Source organism: Thermus brockianus (assembly GCF_001880325.1).
In the GTDB taxonomy this organism is placed as follows: domain Bacteria; phylum Deinococcota; class Deinococci; order Deinococcales; family Thermaceae; genus Thermus; species Thermus brockianus.
The window spans coordinates 1,645,087-1,666,650 of record NZ_CP016312.1 but is presented as its reverse complement, the minus strand read 5'-3'; the positions used below and the strand labels follow the sequence as shown (position 1 = coordinate 1,666,650).

The following is a 21,564-nucleotide window of genomic DNA, read 5'->3' as shown; positions in this document are numbered from 1 at the left end:
CCTTTTTTACCCCCATGTTCTACCCCCATAGCGCCAAGCTCCCCTCATGTGCCCCCCTACGCTTGCCCCCTGGGCCGGCTCGTCAGCTCCTCGGGGTCCACGACCCAGGCCGCCCGCTCGTGGGCCAAGAGGTGGCGGTAGATGCCCAGGGTGATGCTGGGGTTTGCGTGGCCCATGCGCTCCGCCACAAGCTCAAGGGGGGCTCCGTTGGCGAGGAGCAGGCTTCCGTAGGTGTGGCGAAGGTCGTGGACACGGATGGGGGGAAGGCCCAGGCGGGTGGTCATCTTCCGTAAGGCGTGCCCCAGGGTGTGGGGGTTCAGGGGCCCCCCCGTCCGCCCCGGAAACACCCAGGCCAACCTGAGCTCCTCGGGCGGGATCCCCAGCTCGAGGAGCTCCTGGTAGCGGGCGCGAAGCCGGGCCAGGGTGGCGTGGGGGATGGGGATGCTCCGCCTCGAGGAGGGCGTCTTCGGCTCGGTGAGGACCCCCCGCCCGCCCATCGCAGTCCACGCCCGGCGCACGTGGAGGACCCCCGCCTCGAGGTCCACGTCCTCCCACCGGAGCGCCAGCGCCTCGCCCGCGCGAAGCCCCAGGGCAAGGCAGAGGCGCAGGGCCATGCCCACCTCCCAAGTGGGCCACGCGTCAAAGGCCCGGAGCAAGGCCTCCACCTCGTGGGGCTCGAGGGCGCGGCCCACGGGGGGCCTTGAGGGGACCTCCACCCGCACGGCGGCGGTGGGGTCCCGCGCCACCAGCTCGAGGGCCAGGGCCTCCCGGAACACGGCCCGGGCCCGCTCCAGGACCTTCCTCAGCGACCTGGGGGAAAGCCCCTTGCGGGCCAGGGCGTCAAGAGCGGCGCGGATGTCGCTTGGGACGATGTCCTGGAGGCGTTTGTTGCCCAGGGTGGGCAGCAGGTACCGCAACTCTCTCTCGTAGGCCCGGATGGTGGTGGGGCCACGCACCCGGGCCTTGCGCTCAAGCCAGGCCTGGGCGAACTCGGCAAAGGTCCGGGGGTCGCGCTTGGGGATGAGTCCCAGCCGGTGCTTGACCTGGTACTCCGCCGCCTTCGCCTGCGCCTCCTTGGCCGTCTTGCCGTAAAAGGAGCGGCGCACGCGTTTGCCGTCCTCCACCACATACACCCGGACCTCCCAAAGGCCCGAGGCGTGGCGGCGCGGTTTAGCGCCCCGTTTCGGCACCTTCCACCTCCTCTACCCGCAGGAGCGCACACAGGTCCACGGGCTCGCCCGTGAGCCGCTCGAGGCCCTCCAACACCTGGGCGAGTGTGCTGAGCCTAACGCTTTCAATCCTACCTGCGGCGATCGCGTAGACCGTAGACGGGTGCATTTCGGGCACGAGCTTCACCAGCTTGTAGACGCTGAGCCCCCGCTCCTTCAGGTACTCCCGCAGTCGGAACCGAATGCGCTTCCGCCCCATTGTCCGATAGTCTACTATATCAATCAACTGCTTTACTAGACTACTCTTGTGGAGCTAAAGCACAGGTGGCCCAGGGGGGTGTGGGAAGGGAGCACCTGCCCAAGAAGGGACCGCCCCTCAAGCCCCTGCAAGCAAAAGAACCTGCCTCCCTCGCCAAGCGCAAGAGAGGCAGGCTTGTGGTGCGGATGGGTCGCCGCGCAAGGCCTGGCCTTACCGCGCCAGCCGCGCCACGCCGGGCCACGCCTCGCCATGCCGGGCCGTGCCACGCCGCGCCAAGCCCCACAAAGCCGAGGTAGAAGGCTTGGCTTTCAGGGTCTGGCGCGCGAGCCCATGCGCAGGCACGTCCTCAGTATGCCCCGACGCTCCCCCCTGTCAACGGATAACGGTCCTTATCCCGTTCCCCTTTCGCCCTCCGCCTCTCCCGCAGGTGGGCCACCCTCCCTGGGAGTTTGCCTCCGGAGCCGCCTCGCCATCAAAGACGCTCTGGAGCAGTTCTGGTATAAGCTGGTGACGGAGGCCCGCCGTGCTTAAGGAAGGACCAGGAAAGGAGCTCCTCGAGGGGGTGGCCACGCTCCTGAGGATGGACCCCATGAGCTACGTGGCCTTCGGCCCCTACTGGTGGTGGATCAAGCGCTGGCTGCAAGAGGCCTACGGGGAGGACTCCCCCGTGCAGGGGGAGGCGGACGACCCCGTGGCCCGGGAGCGCCTGGCCGCCTACTGGAAGGGGGACTGGAAGAAGCTCTGGAGGGCGGCCATCCGCCACTACCAGCAGAAGGTGGCCTGGGGGGAGCGCTACGAGCCCCACAGCTACATGCCCCCTCACGAGGAAGCCTACGTGGTGAACGACCCGGACATGGTCCCGCCTTCCCTGCCCCGGATGCGGTAGCCAACGCACAGCTCCCGGGGCGGTTTCCCGGGAGTCGGGGAAGGCGCGGGCGCGAGTGGCCTAAGCTTCCTGGGCCACGTTGGCGGGCGGTTTAGGAAGCCGGTCCCGCCACTCCTCGGGGCGGAGGGCCCCCCGCTTCAAGAAGGCCACCCCTTGCCCATGACCCCCACGGTGTTCACCCTGTTGACCAGGGCTTCCACCGGGGCTTTGAGGAGGTCGTCTCGCATGAAACGAGGATGCCCTCGAGGTTTTCCAGGTGGGTGATGTGGTAGATGCGCGTGGGCACCGGATAGACCGGGCTTTGCTGTGGCATGGTTCCATTATACCTGGGGATATACTCTTCCTCATGCCAGCCTTGGAGTGGATCGGCAAGCAGGCGGTGGTGCGGCACCACTTGGAAGTCCCTTACCGCATCCTCGCCCCGGTGCCCGAACTCTCCTACGGCGAGGGCGAGAACCTTTTGGTGGAGGGGGACAACCTCGAGGCCCTAAAGGCCCTCCTCCTCGAGTACCGGGGGCGGGTGAAGCTCATCTACATAGATCCCCCCTACAACACGGGCAACGAAGGCTGGGTCTACAACGACAACGTGAACAGCCCCGAAATCCAGGCCTGGCTGAAGAAGGTGGTAGGCCCGGAAGCGGAAGACCTCTCCCGGCACGACAAGTGGCTTTCCATGATGTATCCCAGGCTCAGGCTCCTCCACGAGCTTTTGCGGGAGGACGGAAGCCTGTGGATGAGCATAGACGACAACGAGGTCCACCGGGCGAGGATGCTCCTAGACGAGATTTTTGGGCCTCAAAACTTCGTGGCCACGGTGATTTGGCAAAAGAAGTTTTCGCTTCAAAACGATGCCACCTACTTCTCCGACATGCACGACTACATCCTGGTCTACGCCAAGCGAAAAAAGTCCAACCGGGACGACCCTGCGGGATGGGCTCTGAACAAACTCCCCGCTACGCCGGCGAAGGTGGCCCGGTACCAAAACCCGGACGATGATCCGAGAGGTCCTTGGCAGTCGGTAGATTACACGTGCGCAAAAACCAAAGACGAGCGGCCCAACCTTTACTACCCCATCGTCAACCCCAACACCGGCGAGGAGATCTGGCCCTCTCCTACCCGGGTCTGGGCCTTTTCCCGTGAGGAACACGAGCGCCATTTGAAGGAAAATCGCATCTGGTGGGGGAAAGATGGTAGGGGTAGACCCAGGCTAAAGAAGTTTCTAAGTGAAGTCCAGGCCGCCATGGTGCCCACCACGCTCTGGTTGCGGGAAGACGTTGGGGATACCCAGGAGGCCCGCAGAGAGGTGCGCCAAATCCTGGCAGGGGAGGACTTCCCCACCCCCAAGCCCACCCGGCTCCTCCAGCGCATCCTGCAGATCGCCACGAACCCCCATGACGAGGACATCGTCCTGGACTCCTTTGCCGGTAGCGGCACCACGGGGCACGCGGTGCTCAAGCAAAACGCCGAGGACGGGGGTAACCGGCGCTTCATCCTGGTGGAGCTGGACCCTGGGATCGCACAGAACATCACCCGCAAGCGCCTGGAGTACGCCGCCAGGACGCATGGGGGCGGCTTCCGGTACCTGCGCCTGGGGGAACCCCTCTTCACCCCAGACGGGCGCATCCGGGAAGGGGTGGACTACCTCACCTTGGCCCGGTACGTCTACTACCGGGAGACGGGAGAGCCCTTGCCCGAGACCTTCACCCCCCCTCTTTTAGGCGTGTCCCAGCGCGGGGTGGCGGTCTACCTCCTCTACAACGGGGTGCTGAAGGACAAGTCCCCCAAGGGGGGAAACGCCCTCACCCGGGAGGTCCTGGCCCACCTGCCCCCTTTTGACGGCCCCAAGGTGGTCTACGGCACCTCCTGCCGCCTGAGCCCCGCCACCCTGAAGGCTTTGGGCATCACCTTCCGCCACATCCCTTACGAGGTGGCTCCATGATGAAGCTGAAGGCCTATCAAGAGGAAGCCCTGAAGGCCCTGGAGGACTTCCTCCACCGGGTAAGGGTTCACGCGGACGCCGGCCTTCCCAACCCCTTGGGCCAGGCCTACCGCGAAGTGGCGGGGAGGTATCTGGACAACCCCCCTCCTTACTACGAACCGGTGGGCCTCGAGGGGATCCCCTACGTGTGCTTCCGCATCCCCACGGGCGGGGGCAAAACCCTCCTGGCGGCCCACGCCCTGGCCCCGGCCCGGCGCTTCCTGGGCCAAGACGCCCCCGCTGTGGTCTGGCTCACGCCCACGGAGGCCATCCGCCAGCAGACCTTGCGGGCTTTGAAGGACCCCCGCCATCCCTACCGCCAGGCCCTCGAGGGGGCTCTGGGTGAGGTCCGGGTCATGGACCTACGGGAGGCCCTGGCCCTGACTCCCGGGGACGTAGGCGCGGTCAGCCTGGTGCTGGTGGCCACCCTCCAGGCCTTCCGGGTGGAGGAAACCGAGGGGCGCAAAGTCTACGAGGACAACGGCCACCTCATGGCCGTCTTCGGGAACCTCGAGACCGCCCTTCCGGAAGGGGCATCCTCGCCCCCGGAAGGGGTGGGGCGGTACTCCCTGGCCAACCTCCTCCGCCTCATGCGTCCCATCGTGGTGGTGGACGAGGCCCACAACGCCCGCACCCCCCTCTCCTTTGACACCCTGGCCCGCTTGGAGCCCGGGGTCATCCTGGAGTTCACCGCCACGCCCCGGGAGGACTCCAACGTCCTCTTCGCCGCCACGGCCCACGAGCTTCACCGGGAGGGCATGATCAAGCTGCCCATAGAGCTCGTGGTGCTGAAGGACCGGGAGGCGGTCCTACAGGCGGCCCTGGCCAAGCGGAAGGACCTCGAGGCCCTGGCCGAGGGAAGCCGGGAGTACCTCCGCCCCATCCTCCTGATCCAGGCCGAACCCAAACGTGGCGAGGACCCCTTCACTTGGGAAAGGGTCCGCTCCTTCCTCCTGGAGCTCGGGGTAAAGGAAGAACAGATAGCGGTCTCCACGGGGGAACGGGACGACCTCACGGGCCAGGACCTCCTCTCTCCCTCCTCCCCCGTGCGCTACGTCATCACCGTGGACAAGCTCAAGGAGGGATGGGACTGCCCCTTCGCCTACGTGCTGGCCTCGGTGCGCTCCCTGAAGTCGTCCACGGCCATTGAACAGGTGCTGGGCCGGGTGCTGCGGATGCCGGGGGCCAGGCCCAAGGAGCGGGAGGAGCTCAACCGGGCCTACGCCTTCGCCGTGTCCGAGGACTTCTGGGAGGCGGCCAACACCCTCCGGGAAGCCCTGGTCCTCGAGGGGTTTGAGCGCTACGAGGCCGAGCGGGCCGTGTACGCCGTGGGCTTGGGCTTGGAGGAGCGCGTGCCCCTCAAAGCCCATCCCAAGCCAGAGGTCCTGGAGTCCCTAGGGTCCAAGATCGCCTACGACCCGAAGACCAAAACCCTGGTCCTCAAGGAGCCCCTGACCCCTAGCGAAAAGGCCATCCTCCGCGAGGGGCTGAAGGAGGAGGACCGGGACAAGCTTCCACAAACCGTTCGCACCCCCTCCGAGGAGGGCAGGGTCCTGGAAGTACCCCTCCTCGCCTGGCACGGGGAGCCCCTGGAGGCCGAGCACTTTCTGGAGGAGGGGTGGAGCCTGGCGGGTCGGGACGCCCACGTGGACTTCGTCCCGGGGCCCCTGGGGGTGAGGGGGGAGATCGGCCTGGAGGGGGGCCGGGTGCGCATCGCCCGCCTGGAGGGGTTGGACCGGGCGGGGAGGCTGTTCGGTCCCCACGTGGGCTGGACCCTGGAAAGCCTCGCCCTTTGGCTGGACCGCCACATCCCCCACCCCGACCTGCCCCAGGAGGAGACCCTGCCCTTCCTCTACAGGGCCTTGGGGGGGCTTCTGGAGCGGGGCTTCGCCCTAGAGGATCTGGTGGCGGAGAAGCGGCGGCTCAGAGACCTCCTGGAGGCCAAGATCCGCGCCCACCGGGAAGCGGCCCGAAAGGAGGTCTTTCAGCGCCTCTTGAAGAACCCTCCTGCCAGCCTGGGGACCCTCACCTTGCGGTTGGAGGGGGACTACTTCCCGTCCAACCCCTACCGGGGGGCTTACGTCTTCCGCAAGCACTTCTTCCCGGTCATCGCCGACCTCGAGGACGGCACGGAGGAGTTCCAGTGCGCCCGCCTTCTGGACGAGCTAGACGAGGTGGAGTTCTGGGTGCGCAACTACCCCACCTGGCGCCACGCCTTCCGCCTGCCCTACCCCGGTGGCACCTTCTTCCCGGACTTCCTGGCCAAGCTTCGGAACGGGACCCTTCTCGTGGTGGAGTACAAGGGGGCGCACCTGGCGCACACCCCCGAGACCTACGAGAAGGAGGCCATTGGCCAGCTCTGGGCCCGGAAGACGGGCAACCGCTTCCTCATGGTGCGCACCCTCCAAGAGCTTGATGCCCTCCGCCAAGCGGCCCGTCTCTGACCCCGCTTGGCTCCGAGTCCTACGCGGAAGGATTAGGGGGGCCTGGAGCCCGCCCAAGACCTCCGGCGCCTCGGGCGATTGAAGGGCGGTTCAGAACCGGTTCGGGCGGGGCCTCGAGGGATGGGCTACCGATTACCCTCCGCCCGCCTCGCCTGGAGCCTGAGGAAGGCTAGCCTGCCCCTGGACCTCCAGGAGAGCCGTCAGCAAGGGCACGCACCGCACCCCGAAGGCGAAGGCCACATAGGGTAGGCGTGGCCTTCCCGTGATTAGGCCACTCGCCCCGTCCAGCTGGGGCACCACGTGCCTTTCCTGGGTAATCAGGGTGAGGTTGTGGACCTTGGCCAGGGCCACCAGGGTCGGGTCAGCGCCTCGGAGAAAAGGCTCAGCGTCCTCAGGGGCATAGTGTTCCCTCACAAAGTGGGCCACCTTCTCCAAGGCGTCAAAAAAAGCTTCGGTAACTTCCAGAAGCTTGTACTGCCCGTCTAAGGACTTCAGGAGGTCATGGCCCGGACCCCGCTTTCGCAAGATCTCGTCCCTCACTTCGCGCCCTAGCCGAAGGATGCCCCTTTTGATTCCGTCCCGGAACCAGGCCTCCAGATGGGCCTTGGCCTCCTCTGGTGATCTCCCGAGGGCCTTAGCCAGGGCTTCCAGGAAGCCTGGGACGAAGGGAGTGATGATGGCGTTGGCGTCAAGTAGGTACACCCTTGCCCTCCAGGAAGGCCCAGGCCGTCCTGAGGTCCACATTGAGGAGAAAGGCCACGTCCTTGGCGTCCACTTCCCCTTCTAGGGCCGCCCGCCTGACCTCCCGCACGAAGGCGGGGCTGTTCTGGACCACCAGGGTCTTCCAGAAGTCCCCGCCCCCCTTCCTGGGACGGGGAGGCGCGGTCTTCCGCAGGGCCTCGAGGGCCTCCATGTACCCCTCCCGGTGCACAAGTTCCAAGCGAAAGGCCCGCTCCAGGGCGGCCCTCGGGCTCACGAAGAAGCGCCGGGAAGCCTCCCGGGCGGCCTCCAAGGGGGGAAGGTGCCCGTTCCAAGCCGCGCGAAACTCCTCCTCGGGCATCAGAAGCTCCGCGGCCACGTGGTCCGCCCAGACCTCCACCTCGTCCCGGGCCTCTTCCTCCAGCCCGCCCTCCAGTCCCCCTTCTCCCCGCCACACGTGGGCCAGCTCGTGGGCCAGGGTGAAGACCTGGCGGGAAGGGTGCTCGCGGGCGTTCAGGAAGACCACGGGGGCCACGGGGTCCACCAGGGCGAAGCCGGAGAACTCCTCCGGGTCGTAGGTCCTCCGGGTGTGGGTGCCCACGTGCCCTTGCCGGAGGACCAGAACCCCAAGGGCTTCCGCCCTGTCCGCAAGGGCCTTGAGGAAGCCTTGATGGTCCCGGGCCCTTCTCCGCAAGGCTTCCACTTGCAGGAAGGTCGCCATCTCGCGGGCCACCTCTGCCGGGGAAGCGCCCTTGCCGCTTCCCACGAAGGGAAGGGGCTTCCCCTTGCGCTCCCGCCACCACTCCTGCTTACGTCGCGCGTCGTGGTAGGCCTCGAGGAGCTCCGGGCTTGGGGGGGCTTGCCGCCCTCTTCCCCGACGAAAGTCCCTCAAAGGAAGCTTGACCTCGGGCGGGGGCAGGAGGAGGTGCCCCAAGCCCAAATGAAGGGCCTGGGCCAGCTTCAGGGCCTGGGGGTAGGTGGGCTTCTCTTTCCCCTCTAGCCAGCGCTCCACCTTCTCCGGCTTGACCTGGACCTTCCGGGCGAGGCTTTCTGCCTCGAGGCCCGCCCAGTCCATGGCCCACCGGAGGGTTTCTGGCTTGATGGGTACCTCTACCGTTTTCATCCCGGCCCCCCCTAGGGGACTCCATTCTACCCCCGGCCTTACGCTGGCAACGTGCCCTCTCCCAAAGCCTCGAGGAGCCGGGCAAGTTCCTCCGGGGGGAGGCGGTTGCCCGCCATGTTCCAGGCCCCCTGAACGCCGTGGATCTCCAAGACCGCCCCTACCTTGCGCATGACCTCGGGAGGGAGGGGGCGGGGCGGCGCGGCAAACCAGGCGGCGCGGACTTCGCGCCCGGTGGGCCGGACAGGCACCGCCCGATGGGGTTCCTCGCTCTCGGTGCGGCTCTCTGGCGCAACAGGGGGCTCCACTACCCATTCAGGCCGAAACCGCTGGTACCCCATACGACCTCCTCCACGCGGCTATGGCTACGGTGGCTACTTTGGCTACTGAGAGGGGTTTTCTCCGTCCTGGACGGGGAAAATACAGTAGCCACAGGGTGGCTACGGAGTGGCTACTGTGGCTACGGTCGGCTACGGTAGCCGGGGCCCCGGGGTAGGGATCCTCAGGACCGTAGCCATTCCGTAGCCAACAGTAGCCAGGGGGTGGCTACTGTTTTTTTACCGTCCTGGACGGCGCTCATGGGGTTCAGTAGCCAAAGTAGCCACTATAGCCACCCCCCGCTCAAAGCGCCCGGGGGTTCAACTCCCAGACCTCCCTGCGCCCCTCCCGATGGACGCGAACGTACCCGTGGGCCTCGAGGAGCCGCAGGGCCTCCCGCACGGCCTGGGTGGTGCGCCCCACGGCCCGGGGACCGTAGCGCACCACGTCCGGCGTGGCGATGGGCGACGCGCCCCCCCGCGCCCGCTCCCGCAGCCACTCCAGGAGGCGCGCGGCCCGCCGAAGGGGCTCGGGCACCCGGGCCCCCTCCATCAGCCGCCGGTGTTCCAGCATGTACCACTCGGCTAGGGCGATGCCCCGCTCCATGTGCTCGGGGCCCAGGCGGGTGAGAGACGGATCCTCGAAGAGGCCCAGGACCAGGGCGAGGCGCACCGCGTGCTCGGGCGTTTTGGCCGCGAACGCCCGGGCCTCCCCAAGCTCCTCCTTTTGCGCCTCCAGGTGCTCAAAAAACGCCACGTACAGCCGCTTGGCGGCGGGGTGCAGGGGGAGGCTGGGGAGTTCCAGCCCCCGCACCCGGGCCTCGGGGTCGTCCCGGACGTTCCCGGCGGTGGCCTCGAGGAGGGCGTCCAGACGGCCCTGGTAGGCGATGTAGGCGGGGTTTCGCGTCAGGTCCTCCTCCACGTAGCGCCGGGGGCCCACCTGGGGGGCCCAGGCGGTGAAGAAGCGCGCCAAGAGTCCCTGGTTTCGCACCAGGCGGTCCTCGAGGAGGTCCCGGGCCACCTCGGGTTGCATGCCCAGGTGGACGCTCAGCCGCCTCCCGAGGAGGAGGCGCTTCCCGTCCCCCTGCCGGGCCCGCTCCACTCCCTGCCCGTCCCAGAGGCGGCTCAGGACGGAGATGGTGTAGAGCCGCTTCTCCTTACTCATGGCGTGGCCGCCCAGGAACACGCCGGCCTCGGAGGCGAACAGCCCCACGCTGGGCCAGTCGTCCGCCAGGGCGCTCACGATGGCCTCAGTGGTAGCGTCCGAGAGGAGGCACAACCCGCTCCACGGCCTGGCCGGGGGGAGGCCCAGGGCCTTCAGGGCCTCGGCCCGCTCCTCCCGGGAGAGGCCCTTCTCCCCCTGGATGCGCCGGCGCTCCGCCTCCCAGGCCTCGCGCTCCGCGCGCCAGGCCTCCTCGGCCAAGGCGGCAACCTCCGCCTTCGCGGTCTGCCACGCCCGGGCGGGCAGGAGGGCGAGGCGGTCCAACTCCGTTTTGCGCTCCCCCGAGTCGGCCACGGTCAGGAAAAACAGGCTCGCCGGGTACGTCCGCCCGTCCACCACGGCGTTGGCGATGCCCTGGGCCCCCAGGGACGCCCCGGCGAGGAACGCGGCGGCGGTCAGGGCCTCCGCGCCCTGGACCACGCGCAGGGCCTCCCGCACCACGCCCTCCAGGGGCCCGAGGGCCTCGAGGGGGTAGGGCTCGGGCGGGTCGGCCTCCCGGAACAGGGGCAGGGGCTCTGGCCAATCGTCCACGTCCTCGGGCCGCACGTAGGGCACGTTGCGCAGGGCCTCGAGGGCCTTCTCGGGGTCGAAGCCGTCAGCCTGTTGCGAAACGCCGTTCAAAACCTTAGAGTGTTCCTTGAGCATCAGTTTCCTCCTCTCCCGGGGCGGCCTCTACCCGCCCCGCGCGCTTTTTCGCCGCCAGCACGTCAAGCCAGTCCGTGCCGTCTGGCGGCACGGCCAACTTCACCGCGATCCCAAGCGCCAAAAGCTGCTTCGCCAGTTTTTTCCCAGCTTCCACCCCCCTCTCGTCCCCGTCAGCCGCGATCAAGACCTCTCCCACCCCGGGTGGGGGCTCCCACGCCTCGAGGCCCCCCGCGCTCACGGCGGCCCAGGCGGGAAGGCCCGCGGCCTCGCGCACCGCGAGGGCGGTCTCCACCCCTTCGGCCACGGCCAAAACCCCGCCCCCAGGGGCGTAGAGGCGGATGGCCGCCCCCTTCAGGCCGCCCTCGAGAACCGCCCGGCTGAGCTTTTTGGGGCTCCCCACCGGGGCCTTCCCCCTCCCGTCCGGGCTCAGATAGGTCCGGTGCAGGGCTACTAAGCCGTGCTGAGGGTGCTCCACCCGGGCGAGGAGGGCGGGAAAAGTCCCTAAGGCCTCCTCCCCTTCCCGGTACTCCAGGCCGGGGTGGAGGCGGAGGTTCTGGAGGCCGGGGAGGACGGCCTCGAGGCTCAGGCCCCGGGCCTCGAGGTAGCGCCGCCCCAGCTCCGCGCCGGGGCGGTCGAGGGGGACAGCCCGGGCCCAGATGGCCTCGAGGAGCCTCCGCCGCCCCTCGTCCGGTCGGGGCTCGGGGCGGGGAGAGGGCGCGGGCCGAACGCGGCGAAAAACCCTCCCCAAGGGCTCCTCGTGGGAGTCGGGGAAAAGTGCGCCCCATGAAAGGCCCAGGGCCTCGAGGACGGCCTCCGTGGGGCAGCCCGCAAAGCAATGCAACAGGACCCGCCCCTCGGGGCTGAGGCGGATGGAGAGAGAGGGATCCCGGTCCTCGTGGGCGGGGCAATGGCCGATCCACCGGCCCTGGCCCGAGGGGCGGGCCCGGGTGGCCCAGAGGATGTGCTCGAGGACCCCCTCGGGGCCTAGGGTGCGAGTACCGGCGGGCACCGGGTTCATCGTGCTCACCTCCCTCGCCCCTCGAGGGCGGGGGCGGTTTTTTCCGCCCCCTCCTCTTCACGTTGCAGGTCCCAATCAACCGCCTCGTTGGCCGCGTACAGCGCGTCAACGCGGCCCGTGGGCGTGAGCATGGCGAGGATGACGCGCAGGACCGCCAGGAGGATGCGGTCGCGAAGCGTTTGAGCTTTTCCCACGGCTACGCCTCCTCCCGGGGCAAGCGGCCCCGCTCCAGAAGGCCCTCGAGGATGCTGGAATGAAGGTAAAGTTTGCGCCCCACACGAACGCCGTATTTCCTCATAAACCGCCGCACCCCATCCCTCCCCAGACCCAGGTGCTCGGCCAGGATGGGGGCCACCTCGTTGAAGGTGAGGAGTTTCTTCTCCCTCATCACGCCGACCCTAGCGTCCCGTGCCGTCATGCGGCGTAGGGGGTAGGAGAGGGCCGCCCGTTCCCGGTTTCCAGGGCGGGGTTGCAAGGTTGCGTTTGGGTGGATAAGCTGAACCTTGCGCATCAGCCGGATCGCGCGTACGCTCCCACGCCCCCCGTGGGAGCGCCTTTTTTACCTCCTTCCCCCCAATCCCCTTTCCAGAAACGCCTCGAGTTCCTTGTACGGGATGAGCGTGCGCGCCCCGATTTTCATGGCCTTGAGCTCCCCGCGCCAGATCGCGCGGTAGATCGTAACCCTGCTCACCGAAAGCAAACGCGCGGCCTCGTTCACGCTCACGGCCAGGGGGGGCTGCCCGGTGCTCTGTTTCATCCGCTATCCCTCCGGTTCCACTTGTACCCCAACATATAGTGGTGTCGCAAGTGATAACCGCCACATGTTGTAGTTACCCGCTCCTCGAGGGGCGGGAGAAAGATTAGCCCTTTTCCAAAGTTTTACCCCTCTTTTTACCCCCATACTACCCCCACGGCTACCCCTAAACGGAGAAACACCAGGAAACAGCCAAGCGAATAAATCGCGTCCCCGTGCCCCTCCATGGGTCCCCACGGAGCACAGGAAACGTTTTCCAAGGACTTCCTAAGCCCTAGGTCGGGGGTTCGAATCCCTCCGGGCGCACCAGAAAGCCTCTCCCCTCCTTTGGGAGGGGAGAGGCTTTTTAGGCCCCGTGGTTAAGGGGTCCGTGCCCCTGGCCCAGGGGAGGGGCCGTCCTTAGGGCCCGGGTGAGGTAGGCCTTGGCCTCGGCCACCGCCTCCTCCAGGGGTTTTCCCAGGGCCAAAAGGGCGGTGATGGCGGCGGAAAGGGTGCAGCCCGTGCCGTGGGTGTTCCGGGTGGCCACCCTGGGGGCCCGGTAGGCCCGCACTCCCTCCCGGGTGGCGAGGAGGTCCACCGCCTCCTCCCCCTCCAGGTGCCCCCCTTTGAGGAGGACCGCCTTGGGGCCAAGGGCCAAAAGAGCCCGGGCGGCCTCCTCCGCCTCGGCAAGCGTGCGGATGGGGCTCCGGAGGAGGGCTTCCGCCTCGAGGCGGTTGGGCGTGATGAGGTCAGCCAAAGGGAAAAGCTCCGCCTTCAGGGCCTCCACCGCCTCGGGGGCGAGGAGCGGGTCCCCGCCCTTGGCCACCATCACGGGGTCCACCACCAAGGGGGCGATGCCAAAGCGCCGCACCCCCTCGGCCACCGCCTGGACGATGCCCGCATCCCCGAGAGCCCCCGTCTTGGCGGCGTGGATGGGGAAATCCGTGGCCACGCTTTGGATCTGGGCATAGACCAGGCGGGGCGGCAAAAGGTGAAGGGCCTCTACCCCCAGGGTGTTCTGGGCCGTGACCAGGGTGAGGGCGCTCGTCCCATAGACCCCGAAGCGGAAGAACACCTTGAGGTCCGCCTGCACCCCCGCCCCACCCCCCGAGTCGGAGCCGGCGATGGTGAGGGCTACCCTCATGCCAGGGGAAGCTCTTGGCGCTCGCGGCCCCTTAGCACCGCCTCCACCAGGTTCATGGGGCAGAAGGGGCCACACATGCTGCAAGCCTTGGTGCGGCTTCCCCGCTCCTCCTTAAGCCGCCTGGCCTCCTCGGGGAAAAGGGCGAGGGCGAACTGGGCCTCCCAGTCCAGGCGGTAGCGGGCCTCGGACATGCGCCGGTTCCGCTCTAACGCCCTCGGGTTTCCCCGGGCCACGTCGGCGGCGTGGGCGGCGACCTTGAAGGCGATGACGCCCTGCTTCACGTGCTCGGCGGTGGGCAGGCCCAGGTGCTCCGCCGGGGTTAGGTAGCAGAGCATGTCCGCCCCCATCCAGCCCGCCAACGCCCCGCCGATGGCCCCGGCGATGTGGTCAAAGCCGGCGGCGGTGTCCACGGGGAGCATGCCGAGGATGTAGAAAGGGGCGTGCCCCGTGAGTTTTTTCTGGATTTGGACGTTGGTGGCCACCTCATTGAGGGGGATGTGCCCTGGCCCCTCCACCATGGCCTGGACCCCGGCCCGCCTGGCCCGCTCCACCAGCTCCCCGATGGTGAGGAGCTCGGCGATCTGCGCCCGGTCGGTGCTGTCCGCCAGGGAGCCCGGCCTAAGGCCATCCCCCAGGGAAAGGGTCATGTCGTAGGTGCGGGCGATGTCCAGGAGGTCGTCAAAACGGGCGTAGAGGGGGTTTTCTTCCCCGCGGTGGAGCATCCAGGCGGCCATGAGCCCCCCGCCCCGGCTCACGATGCCCGTGGTGCGGGGGCTGTGCCGGTAAACCTCCAGGTTCTTCAGGGTGACCCCCACGTGCACCGTGATGTAGTCCACCCCCTCCTTGCCGTGCTCCTCAATCACCGCAAAGAGCTCATCGGCGGACATGTCAAAGAAGTTCTTGCGCTTGGCGGCCCGGAACTCCGCCTCGTAGATGGGCACGGTGCCCAGGGGGACGGTGGCCACCTCGAGGATGCGCCGCCGGATCTCCTTCAGATCCCCCCCGGTGGAGAGGTCCATGAGGGTGTCCGCCCCGTAGCGGATGGCCACCCGGGCCTTTTCCACCTCCTCCTCCACGTCCACGTAATCGTAGGAGGTGCCTAGGTTGGCGTTGACCTTTACGGCAAGCCCCTCCCCGATCCCCTTGAAGTCCCTAAGGGTGCGGTGGTTGGGGTTCCTGGGGATCACGATCCTTCCCGCCGCCACCCCTTCCCGCACGAACCCGGGGGAAACCCCCTCTTGCTCCGCCACGTAAGCCATCTCCTCCGTGATGATCCCTTTCCTTGCCGCTTCCAGTTGCGTCATCCTTCCACCCCCATAAGCCGCAAAAGCCGCCTCGCCGTCCAAGGGGCGAGGAGAACCCCGTTCCGGCCATGCCCCGTGGCCGCATAGACCCCCTCCCCCACCTCCCCCACGAAGACCTCCCCCATGGGCCTATACCCCCAGACCACCCCCCGGAAGCGGGCCCCCTCCAGGAGGGGAAAGCGCTCGTGGGCGTAGTCCGCAAGCCACCGAAGCCCAAAGAGGTCCACGCCCTCCCCCCAACCCTCCCGGCCCGTGGCCCCCACGTAGACCCCGCCCTCCCGGGGCAGGAGGTAGCCTTCGCCGGCGAAGAGGGGGCCAGGGGGAGAGGGTCCCTGGAGGAGGAGGGCCTCCCCCCTAAGGGGGCGCACCCCTAGGCCAAACCGCGCTCCCCAGGCCCCCACGGCGAGGAGGATGCGCCGGGCCTGTACCGCCCCTTCGGCGAGGACTACCTGCCCCTCCCGCACCCCCTGGGCCTCGGCCCTCAGGTAGGGCACCCCCATGCCCCGAAGCGAGGCCAAAAGGGCCTCCCTAAGGGCCCTTGGGTGGACATACCCCCCAGGGAAGGCCCGGGCGCCCAAGGCCCCCCGGACCGGGTAGGGCGGGGGGTCTTCCGCCTCCCAGGCCTCCTTCTCCCCGGGGCTCAAGGCGGCCACGAAGGTGCCGGCGAAGCCCGCCTCCACCGGGAAGCCCTTTTCCCCAAGCTCCGCCAAAAGTTCCGGGTAGTAGTCCAGGGCGAAAAGCCCCGCCTCCAGAAGCTCCCCCGAAAGCCCCTCGGGGTAAGGGGCGAGCATCCCGGCGCTCGCCAGGGTGGCGGCGCCGGGCTTCTCCGCATCCAGGAGGAGAACCTCGAGGCCCCGCTTGGCGAGCTCGTGGGCGGCCAGGGCCCCGATGATCCCCGCCCCCACCACGGCCACCTCGGCCCTCACCCTGGCCTCCCCAAGGGCACCCCTTCCGTGGGGCTAGAGGGGCTCGCCCCCTCCCTAGGCCGCATGGGCCCCGCCAGGTAGGCCTTCCTCCCCGCCTCCACCGCCAGGCGGAAGGCCTCGGCCATGGCGGGCGGGTCCTTGGCCTCGGCGATGGCGGTGTTCACTAAGACGGCGTCCAGGCCCAGCTCCATCACCTCCGCCGCGTGGGAGGGAAGGCCGAGCCCGGCGTCCACCACCACGGGCGGGAGGCCTGGGCGTTCCCGGGCGAAGAGCTCCAGAAGGGCCCGCGTCTTCACCCCCCATCCCGAGCCGATAGGGGCGGCCAGGGGCATCACCGTGGCCGTGCCCAGGGCGGCGAGCCTTTTGGCCAGAACCAAGTCCGGCCCCATGTAGGGCAGGACGACGAAGCCCTCCTGGAGAAGCATCTCCGCCGCCTTTAGCGTCTCCAGGGGATCGGGGAGGAGGTAAGCGGGGTCGGGGATGACCTCCAGCTTCACCCAGTTCTCCCCTGTAAGGAGCCGGCCGAGCCGGGCAAGCCGCACCGCCTCCTCCGCCGTGCGCGCCCCGGCGGTGTTGGGGAGGAGGCGCACCCCCTCTAGGGCCTCCAGAAGCCCCACATGCCCCGGGGCCCCCACCTCCACCCGGCGCACGGAAACCGTCACCACCTCCGCCCGCGCCGCCTCTATGGCCTCCCGCATCACCGCGAAGTCCTGGAACTTCCCCGAGCCCAAAATGAGGCGGCTCGTGAGGGTTATGGGTCCCACCTGCCAAGCGTCCATCTATCCTCCTTTACCCCCCTTGCATCAGGGCCACCACCTCCACCTCGTCCCCCTCCTGGAGGACGTGGGGCGGAAGCTCCCTGCCGGAGTAGGCCTCCCCGTTGAGGAGGACGGCCACCCGCTCCGGCTCCACCCCCAAGGCCTCCAGCACCTCCTTAAGGGTCTTCCCCTCCAAGGGCTTGGGCTCGCCGTTAAGCCACACCATAAAGCCTCTCCCTAAAGGCCCGGGCTGCCTTCTCGGGGTCTTCGGCGTCCAGGATGGCCCGCACCACCACGATGCGCCGGGCGCCCGCCTCGAGGACCGCCGCCAGGTTTTCCAGGTTGATGCCCCCGATGGCGAACCAGGGCCTCTCCCCCAGGTTCTCCGCTGCAAAGCGGACGTAGCCGAGCCCCGCCGCCTTGCGCCCGGGCTTGGTGGGGGTTTCCCACACGGGCCCCACGGAAAGGTAGTCCGCCCCTTCCTCCAAGGCCCGTAGGGCCTGATCGGGGGCGTGGGTGGAACGGCCCACGAGGCCCTGGAAAAAGCGCCTGGCCTCCAGGGGCGTCAGGTCCCCCTGCCCGAGGTGCACCCCATCGGCCCCCAAGAGGGCGGCGAGGTCCGGGCGGTCGTTGAGGAAGAAGGGAACCCCGTAGCGCCGGGCCAAGGCCAGCATCCTTTCGCCCAACTCCAGGATGGGCCTGGCCTCCCAGTCCTTGGCCCTAAGCTGCAACACCTCCACCCCACCCCCAAGGGCCCGCTCGGTACGGGAAAGCACCTCTTCCCACGTCCAGCCAGGCCTTGGGGTCACCACCAAGTAGAGCCTTCCAAACAACCTTTCACCCCCTCAAGCCAGCGGCCAAGGCCCACGCGGCCCAAGGGGCATTTGGGTTTTGGGGATTGGGGATCCTCCGCATAGGCTTCCCTCCGCCGGCATTACCCGGATCAGGTTCCAAGGGTTGCTGGGAAAGACCCAGCTCTCAGCCCCTCTATTAGGGCACCCCTAGCCTGCAAGGGCCACTTTACCACGAAAGGGCCTAGGGAATGGAAAGGGGGACACAAAGGGCCTTATACCCTTGACATTCATGAGCTCAATGGTATACCATGCCCGGCAACCCTCCCTCTGGGAGGGGAAGGAGGGGAAGATGGCAGGGCTTTCCGAGGTGGTGGAAGCGGAAATCCGGTACCTGGAGGCGATGATCGCCCGCCTCGAGGCCGGGGAGGAAGACCCCGAGGACTTCCGGGTCTACCGGCTCAAGAACGGGATCTACGGGATTCGGGGACGCCCTGAGCACCACATGATCCGCATCAAGCTCCCCGTGGGCCGCATTACCCCAGAGGGCCTCCGGGTCCTGGCGGACGTGGCCGAGGCTTATACGGAAAACCGCCTGGCCCACGTGACCACCCGCCAGGCGGTGCAGCTCCACCACGTGCACCGGCGGGACGTGCCCAAGGTCCTCCGGGCGGTGAACGCCGTGGGCCTCACCACCCGCGAGGCCTGCGGCCACTCCATCCGGGCCATCACCTGTTGCCCCTACGCCGGGGTCTCCCCCGAGGAGCCCTTTGACGTCACCCCCTATGCGGAAAGGGCCTACCGCTACTTCCTCCGCCACCCCGTGGGGCAGAACCTGCCCCGGAAGTTCAAGGTGGCCTTTGAAGGGTGCGCCACGGACCATGCCCGCACCCCCATCCACGACATCGGGGTGGTGGCGGCGGTGGAGGGGGGCAAGCGGGGCTTCCGCATCTACGTGGGTGGGGGGCTGGGCGCCGCCCCCATGAGCGCCGAGCTCCTGGAAGCCTTTACCCCCGAGGAGGACCTCCTCCCCACCATGCTCGCCATCATCCGCCTCTTTGACCGCTATGGCAACCGCAAGGTCCTGACCCAGGCCCGGCTCAAGTTCCTGGTGAAGAAGTGGGGCATCGCCGCCTTCCGGGAGGCGGTGCGGGAAGAAAGGCGGGTGGTGAAGCTCACGGCAAGCGGGGCCGACCTCGAGGCCTGGGCCCCGCCCGAGGACTACCCGCCCCCTCGCCTCCCCAACCCGCCCCGAAAGCCCTTCTCCTTCGCTCCCGGCTTTGACGCCTGGCGGCGAACCAACCTCTTCAAGCAGAAGCAGGAAGGCTTCTACACCGTCACCGTGCGCCTCCCCTTGGGGGACATCACCCCCGAAGGGCTCAGGGCCCTGGCGGAAATCGCCGAGACCTACGCCGGGGAGATCCGAAGCGCCATCAGCCAAAACTTCCTCCTGCGTTTTGTGCCCGAGGAGGCCCTGGGTGGGCTCTACGAGGCCCTCCTGCAGGCAGGGCTCGCCCATACGGACGCCCACACCCTCCTGGACATTACCCGTTGCCCCGGGGCCGACACCTGCAACCTGGCCATCACCCGCTCCCGGGGCCTGGCCCAGGCCCTGGGGGAGAAGCTACAGGCCCTCCCCTTGGCCCAGGACCCAGGGGTAAAGGCCATCAGCGTCAAAATCTCCGGTTGCCCCAACTCTTGCGGGCAACACCCCATCGCCGACATCGGCTTCTACGGCTCTAGCCGCAAGGTGGGGGACCGGGAGGTGCCCCACTACGTCCTCCTCCTGGGAGGGCGGACCCGGGAAGGGGAAGCCCGCTTCGGCCAGGTGGTAGGCCGCATCCCCGCCCACCGGGTTCCCGAGGCGGTGGAGGCCATCCTCCAACGCTACCTAGGGGAGCGGCAAAACGGGGAAAGCTTCCAAGCCTACTTGGACCGGGTAGGAGCAGCTTCCTTCAAGGCATTGCTAGAGCAATTCCAGGAGATTCCGCCCTACGCGGAGACCCCGGAGTTCTACCAGGACCTGGGGGCGGAAGGGGAGGCCTTCAGCGTGCAGCTTGGGCGCGGGGAATGCGCCGTATAGGAAGACGCCATGCGCATCGCCTACGCTGGCCTAAGACGCAGGGAAGAGTTCAAGGCCCTAGCGGAAAAGCTGGGCTTTACGCCGCTCATTCTCCCCGCCCAGACCACGGAAAAGGTGCCCGTCCCCGAGTACCAGGACCGCCTCCGGGAACTCCACCAAGGGGTGGACCTCTTCCTCGCCACCACGGGGGTGGGCGTGCGGGACCTCCTGGAGGGAGGCAGGACCCTGGGCCTGGACCTCAAGGGGCCCCTGGCCGAGGCCCACCGCCTGGCCCGGGGGGCCAAGGCGGCCCGCATCCTGCGGGAGGAAGGCCTTTCCCCCCACGCCATGGGGGACGGTACGAGCCCAAGCCTCATCCCCCTCCTCCCTGAAGGCCCGGGCAAGGCGGCGCTCCAGCTTTACGGCAAGCCCCTGCCCCTCCTGGAAGGGGCCCTAAGGGAAAAAGGGTACGAGGTCCTTTCCCTAATGCCCTACCAACACCTACCCAACCCCGAGGGTATCCGGGCCCTGGAGGCAGCCATCCGGGAAAGGGCCGTGGAGGCGGTGGCCTTCGTGGCCGCCATCCAGGTGGAGTTCCTCTTTGAAGGCGCCAGGAACCCCCACGCCCTCCGGGAAGCCCTAAACACCCAGGTGAAGGCGGTGGCCGTGGGCCGGGTCACGGCGGACACCCTGAGGGAATGGGGGGTAAGGCCCTTCTACGTGGACGAAACCGAGCGCCTAGGGAGCATGCTCCAGGGCTTCAAGAAGGCCCTTTTCCAGGAGGTGCCATGACCTACTTCCCCTTGATGCTGGACCTTAAAAACCGCCCTGTCCTCCTTATCGCCGGGGGCCCCGAGACCGAGGCCAAGCTCCACGCCCTCCTCCAGGCTGGGGCCCGGGTTACGGTGCTGGCGGAGGAGGACGCTTGGGGCTTGAGCGCCCTGGAACGGGAAGGGAGGATCCGCTGGCTCCGGCGGGGCTACCGGGAAGGGGACCTGGAAGGCTATTTCCTGGTCCTCAGCCACCCCAAGGACAAGGCCATCCACCCCCGGGTGCGCCGGGAGGCGGAGGAAAGGCGCATCTTCCTGGTGGCGGTGGACGACCCAGAACACGCCAGCGCCATCCTTCCCGCCGTGCTCCGCCGGGGCGACCTGGTGGCGGCCCTTTCCACCTCGGGCGCGGCCCCCGCCCTGGCGGTGCGCCTCAAGGAGCGGCTCGCCCGGCTCTTCCCCGAGACCTACGGGGAACTCGTGGCCTTCCTCCGCACCCTAAGGCCCAGGATCGCCCAGATCCCGGGCTTTGAGGAGAGGAGGCGGCTTTGGTACCGCATCGTGGACCAGGCCCTGGAGGAGCTGGACCTAGATCCCAAGGAAGGCTTGTCCAAGGCCATCGCTAAGGCTGAAGCCACCCTGGAGGAGGTATGGACAAGGTGAAAAGCGCCAAGGCCCTCGTACAGGAAGCCCTGGCCCAAAGCCAAAATCCCTGCTTTACCTGCAGCTTCCAAGCGGAGGATGTGGCGGTGCTCCACATGCTTTTGGAGGTCAAGCCCGACATCCCCATCCTCTTCCTGGATACCGGCTACCACTTCCCCGAGGTCTACGCCTACCGCGACGCAATGCAAAGGCGTTTCGGCTTCCGCCTGGTGAACCTTCAGGCCTCTCTTTCCCGGGAAGAGCAGGAACGCCGCTACGGGAAGCTCTACGAAAGCGACCCCACCCGCTGCTGCCAAATCCGCAAGGTGGAGCCCCTTTTCCAAGCCCTGGAAGGGTACGACACCTGGTTTACCGGCCTGAGGCGGGAACAGTCTCCCACCCGGGCCAACCTCCAGCCCCTGGAAGAAGCGGTCCTCCCTTCGGGCCACCGGCTCAGGAAGGTAAGCCCCCTTTACGACTGGACCCTCAAGGAAGTCTTTGCCTACCTGGCGGTGCAGGACCTGCCCTACCTTCCCCTTTACGACCAAGGCTACCTTTCCATCGGCTGCGCCCCTTGCACCGCCAAGCCCCTAGACCCCAACGACCCCCGTTCCGGACGCTGGGCGGGTAAGGGCAAGCTGGAGTGCGGCATCCACCTGCACGGGAAGGAGGGGTAG

23 protein-coding genes and 1 riboswitch are annotated in these 21,564 nt (G+C 67.9%); of the genes, 7 read left to right on the top strand and 16 right to left on the bottom strand.

What is annotated here, in order from left to right; translation table 11 throughout:
* Positions 1-56 precede the first annotated feature (56 nt).
* Together A0O31_RS08985 and A0O31_RS08980 are read right to left on the bottom strand one after the other, a co-directional pair.
* Positions 57-1,190 (bottom strand): tyrosine-type recombinase/integrase, encoded by a 1,134-nt coding sequence (locus A0O31_RS08985; protein ID WP_038034998.1) that lies wholly within the window; start codon positions 1,188-1,190, stop codon positions 57-59.
* Positions 1,171-1,455, bottom strand: coding sequence for a helix-turn-helix domain-containing protein (locus tag A0O31_RS08980; protein ID WP_152024424.1), 285 nt, complete (start codon positions 1,453-1,455; stop codon positions 1,171-1,173). The genes A0O31_RS08985 and A0O31_RS08980 overlap by 20 nt, the downstream gene beginning before the upstream one ends.
* 496 nt (positions 1,456-1,951) lie before the next feature.
* On the opposite strand from A0O31_RS08980, the gene A0O31_RS08975 reads away from it, so the two are divergent.
* The 3 genes from A0O31_RS08975 to A0O31_RS08965 all read left to right on the top strand — a co-directional run bounded on the left by A0O31_RS08975 (position 1,952) and on the right by A0O31_RS08965 (position 6,736).
* The gene (locus A0O31_RS08975; protein WP_008631029.1) at positions 1,952-2,314 is read left to right on the top strand and encodes a hypothetical protein; all 363 of its coding nucleotides are present in this window, start codon (positions 1,952-1,954) and stop codon (positions 2,312-2,314) included.
* A 346-nt stretch (positions 2,315-2,660) separates the two neighbouring features.
* Complete coding sequence (locus tag A0O31_RS08970; protein WP_008631028.1) at positions 2,661-4,253, top strand: site-specific DNA-methyltransferase; 1,593 nt, start codon at positions 2,661-2,663, stop codon at positions 4,251-4,253.
* Positions 4,250-6,736 (top strand): DEAD/DEAH box helicase, encoded by a 2,487-nt coding sequence (locus A0O31_RS08965; protein ID WP_008631027.1) that lies wholly within the window; start codon positions 4,250-4,252, stop codon positions 6,734-6,736. Before A0O31_RS08970 ends, A0O31_RS08965 begins: the two co-directional genes overlap by 4 nt.
* A 132-nt stretch (positions 6,737-6,868) precedes the next feature.
* On the opposite strand, the gene A0O31_RS08960 is transcribed toward A0O31_RS08965, so the two are convergent.
* The 14 genes from A0O31_RS08960 to thiE form a co-directional block, all read right to left on the bottom strand.
* Entirely contained in the window at positions 6,869-7,438 is a 570-nt protein-coding gene (locus tag A0O31_RS08960; protein ID WP_071677565.1) for a DUF4411 family protein, read from the bottom strand.
* Complete coding sequence (locus A0O31_RS08955; RefSeq protein WP_071677564.1) at positions 7,425-8,558, bottom strand: ImmA/IrrE family metallo-endopeptidase; 1,134 nt, start codon at positions 8,556-8,558, stop codon at positions 7,425-7,427. The genes A0O31_RS08960 and A0O31_RS08955 overlap by 14 nt, the downstream gene beginning before the upstream one ends.
* 38 nt (positions 8,559-8,596) lie before the next feature.
* A complete protein-coding gene (locus A0O31_RS13455) occupies positions 8,597-8,728 on the bottom strand; it encodes a hypothetical protein (RefSeq protein ID WP_257786032.1) in 132 nt (43 codons plus the stop codon).
* Between the two features lie 448 nt (positions 8,729-9,176).
* The gene (locus A0O31_RS08945) at positions 9,177-10,739 is read right to left on the bottom strand and encodes a YfjI family protein (RefSeq protein ID WP_071677562.1); all 1,563 of its coding nucleotides are present in this window, start codon (positions 10,737-10,739) and stop codon (positions 9,177-9,179) included.
* On the bottom strand, positions 10,720-11,757 hold the full coding sequence (locus A0O31_RS08940) for a DUF7146 domain-containing protein (RefSeq protein ID WP_008631018.1): 1,038 nt from the start codon (positions 11,755-11,757) through the stop codon (positions 10,720-10,722). The genes A0O31_RS08945 and A0O31_RS08940 overlap by 20 nt, the downstream gene beginning before the upstream one ends.
* 5 nt (positions 11,758-11,762) lie before the next feature.
* A complete protein-coding gene (locus tag A0O31_RS08935; protein WP_008631016.1) occupies positions 11,763-11,951 on the bottom strand; it encodes a hypothetical protein in 189 nt (62 codons plus the stop codon).
* Between the two features lie 2 nt (positions 11,952-11,953).
* The gene (locus tag A0O31_RS12720) at positions 11,954-12,145 is read right to left on the bottom strand and encodes a hypothetical protein (protein ID WP_008631014.1); all 192 of its coding nucleotides are present in this window, start codon (positions 12,143-12,145) and stop codon (positions 11,954-11,956) included.
* Positions 12,146-12,316: 171 nt separating this feature from the next.
* The gene (locus A0O31_RS08925; RefSeq protein WP_008631012.1) at positions 12,317-12,514 is read right to left on the bottom strand and encodes a helix-turn-helix domain-containing protein; all 198 of its coding nucleotides are present in this window, start codon (positions 12,512-12,514) and stop codon (positions 12,317-12,319) included.
* 343 nt (positions 12,515-12,857) lie between these two features.
* Positions 12,858-13,634, bottom strand: a complete 777-nt coding sequence (gene thiD, locus A0O31_RS08920; protein WP_071677560.1) for a bifunctional hydroxymethylpyrimidine kinase/phosphomethylpyrimidine kinase — start codon at positions 13,632-13,634, stop codon at positions 12,858-12,860.
* Entirely contained in the window at positions 13,631-14,938 is a 1,308-nt protein-coding gene (thiC, locus tag A0O31_RS08915; RefSeq protein ID WP_071677559.1) for a phosphomethylpyrimidine synthase ThiC, read from the bottom strand. Before thiC ends, thiD begins: the two co-directional genes overlap by 4 nt.
* Positions 14,935-15,864: an NAD(P)/FAD-dependent oxidoreductase gene (locus A0O31_RS08910; protein ID WP_071677558.1), complete on the bottom strand. Its 930-nt coding sequence runs from the start codon at positions 15,862-15,864 to the stop codon at positions 14,935-14,937. Before A0O31_RS08910 ends, thiC begins: the two co-directional genes overlap by 4 nt.
* Positions 15,861-16,643, bottom strand: a complete 783-nt coding sequence (locus tag A0O31_RS08905) for a thiazole synthase (protein WP_071677557.1) — start codon at positions 16,641-16,643, stop codon at positions 15,861-15,863. The genes A0O31_RS08910 and A0O31_RS08905 overlap by 4 nt, the downstream gene beginning before the upstream one ends.
* Positions 16,644-16,653: 10 nt before the next feature.
* Positions 16,654-16,848: a sulfur carrier protein ThiS gene (thiS, locus tag A0O31_RS08900; protein WP_071677556.1), complete on the bottom strand. Its 195-nt coding sequence runs from the start codon at positions 16,846-16,848 to the stop codon at positions 16,654-16,656.
* Positions 16,835-17,455 carry a thiamine phosphate synthase gene (thiE, locus tag A0O31_RS08895; protein ID WP_071677555.1) on the bottom strand — a complete coding sequence of 207 codons (621 nt, stop codon included), beginning with the start codon at positions 17,453-17,455 and terminating at the stop codon, positions 16,835-16,837. Before thiE ends, thiS begins: the two co-directional genes overlap by 14 nt.
* Before the next feature lie 70 nt (positions 17,456-17,525).
* Positions 17,526-17,635, bottom strand: a riboswitch (TPP riboswitch).
* Between the two features lie 130 nt (positions 17,636-17,765).
* Here thiE and A0O31_RS08890 point away from each other — a divergent pair.
* From A0O31_RS08890 to A0O31_RS08875, 4 genes are read left to right on the top strand one after another with little or no spacing between them, the layout of a single operon-like run.
* Complete coding sequence (locus tag A0O31_RS08890; RefSeq protein ID WP_071677959.1) at positions 17,766-19,496, top strand: nitrite/sulfite reductase; 1,731 nt, start codon at positions 17,766-17,768, stop codon at positions 19,494-19,496.
* 9 nt (positions 19,497-19,505) lie between these two features.
* Positions 19,506-20,267 (top strand): uroporphyrinogen-III synthase, encoded by a 762-nt coding sequence (locus A0O31_RS08885; protein WP_071677554.1) that lies wholly within the window; start codon positions 19,506-19,508, stop codon positions 20,265-20,267.
* Positions 20,264-20,908 carry a precorrin-2 dehydrogenase/sirohydrochlorin ferrochelatase family protein gene (locus A0O31_RS08880; RefSeq protein WP_071677553.1) on the top strand — a complete coding sequence of 215 codons (645 nt, stop codon included), beginning with the start codon at positions 20,264-20,266 and terminating at the stop codon, positions 20,906-20,908. Before A0O31_RS08885 ends, A0O31_RS08880 begins: the two co-directional genes overlap by 4 nt.
* A complete protein-coding gene (locus A0O31_RS08875) occupies positions 20,896-21,564 on the top strand; it encodes a phosphoadenylyl-sulfate reductase (RefSeq protein ID WP_071677552.1) in 669 nt (222 codons plus the stop codon). Before A0O31_RS08880 ends, A0O31_RS08875 begins: the two co-directional genes overlap by 13 nt.

Coding starts and splice junctions, on each gene's coding strand:
- A0O31_RS08945 (WP_071677562.1), bottom strand. CDS start 10,739: ATGCTCAAGGAACACTCTAAGGTTTTGAACGGCGTTTCGCAACAGGCT.
- A0O31_RS08965 (WP_008631027.1), top strand. CDS start 4,250: ATGATGAAGCTGAAGGCCTATCAAGAGGAAGCCCTGAAGGCCCTGGAG.
- A0O31_RS08875 (WP_071677552.1), top strand. CDS start 20,896: ATGGACAAGGTGAAAAGCGCCAAGGCCCTCGTACAGGAAGCCCTGGCC.
- A0O31_RS08905 (WP_071677557.1), bottom strand. CDS start 16,643: ATGGACGCTTGGCAGGTGGGACCCATAACCCTCACGAGCCGCCTCATT.
- A0O31_RS12720 (WP_008631014.1), bottom strand. CDS start 12,145: ATGAGGGAGAAGAAACTCCTCACCTTCAACGAGGTGGCCCCCATCCTG.
- A0O31_RS08970 (WP_008631028.1), top strand. CDS start 2,661: ATGCCAGCCTTGGAGTGGATCGGCAAGCAGGCGGTGGTGCGGCACCAC.
- thiD (WP_071677560.1), bottom strand. CDS start 13,634: ATGAGGGTAGCCCTCACCATCGCCGGCTCCGACTCGGGGGGTGGGGCG.
- A0O31_RS08955 (WP_071677564.1), bottom strand. CDS start 8,558: ATGAAAACGGTAGAGGTACCCATCAAGCCAGAAACCCTCCGGTGGGCC.
- A0O31_RS08925 (WP_008631012.1), bottom strand. CDS start 12,514: ATGAAACAGAGCACCGGGCAGCCCCCCCTGGCCGTGAGCGTGAACGAG.
- A0O31_RS08885 (WP_071677554.1), top strand. CDS start 19,506: ATGCGCATCGCCTACGCTGGCCTAAGACGCAGGGAAGAGTTCAAGGCC.
- A0O31_RS13455 (WP_257786032.1), bottom strand. CDS start 8,728: ATGCGCAAGGTAGGGGCGGTCTTGGAGATCCACGGCGTTCAGGGGGCC.
- A0O31_RS08940 (WP_008631018.1), bottom strand. CDS start 11,757: ATGAACCCGGTGCCCGCCGGTACTCGCACCCTAGGCCCCGAGGGGGTC.
- thiS (WP_071677556.1), bottom strand. CDS start 16,848: ATGGTGTGGCTTAACGGCGAGCCCAAGCCCTTGGAGGGGAAGACCCTT.
- thiC (WP_071677559.1), bottom strand. CDS start 14,938: ATGACGCAACTGGAAGCGGCAAGGAAAGGGATCATCACGGAGGAGATG.
- A0O31_RS08890 (WP_071677959.1), top strand. CDS start 17,766: ATGGCAGGGCTTTCCGAGGTGGTGGAAGCGGAAATCCGGTACCTGGAG.
- A0O31_RS08880 (WP_071677553.1), top strand. CDS start 20,264: ATGACCTACTTCCCCTTGATGCTGGACCTTAAAAACCGCCCTGTCCTC.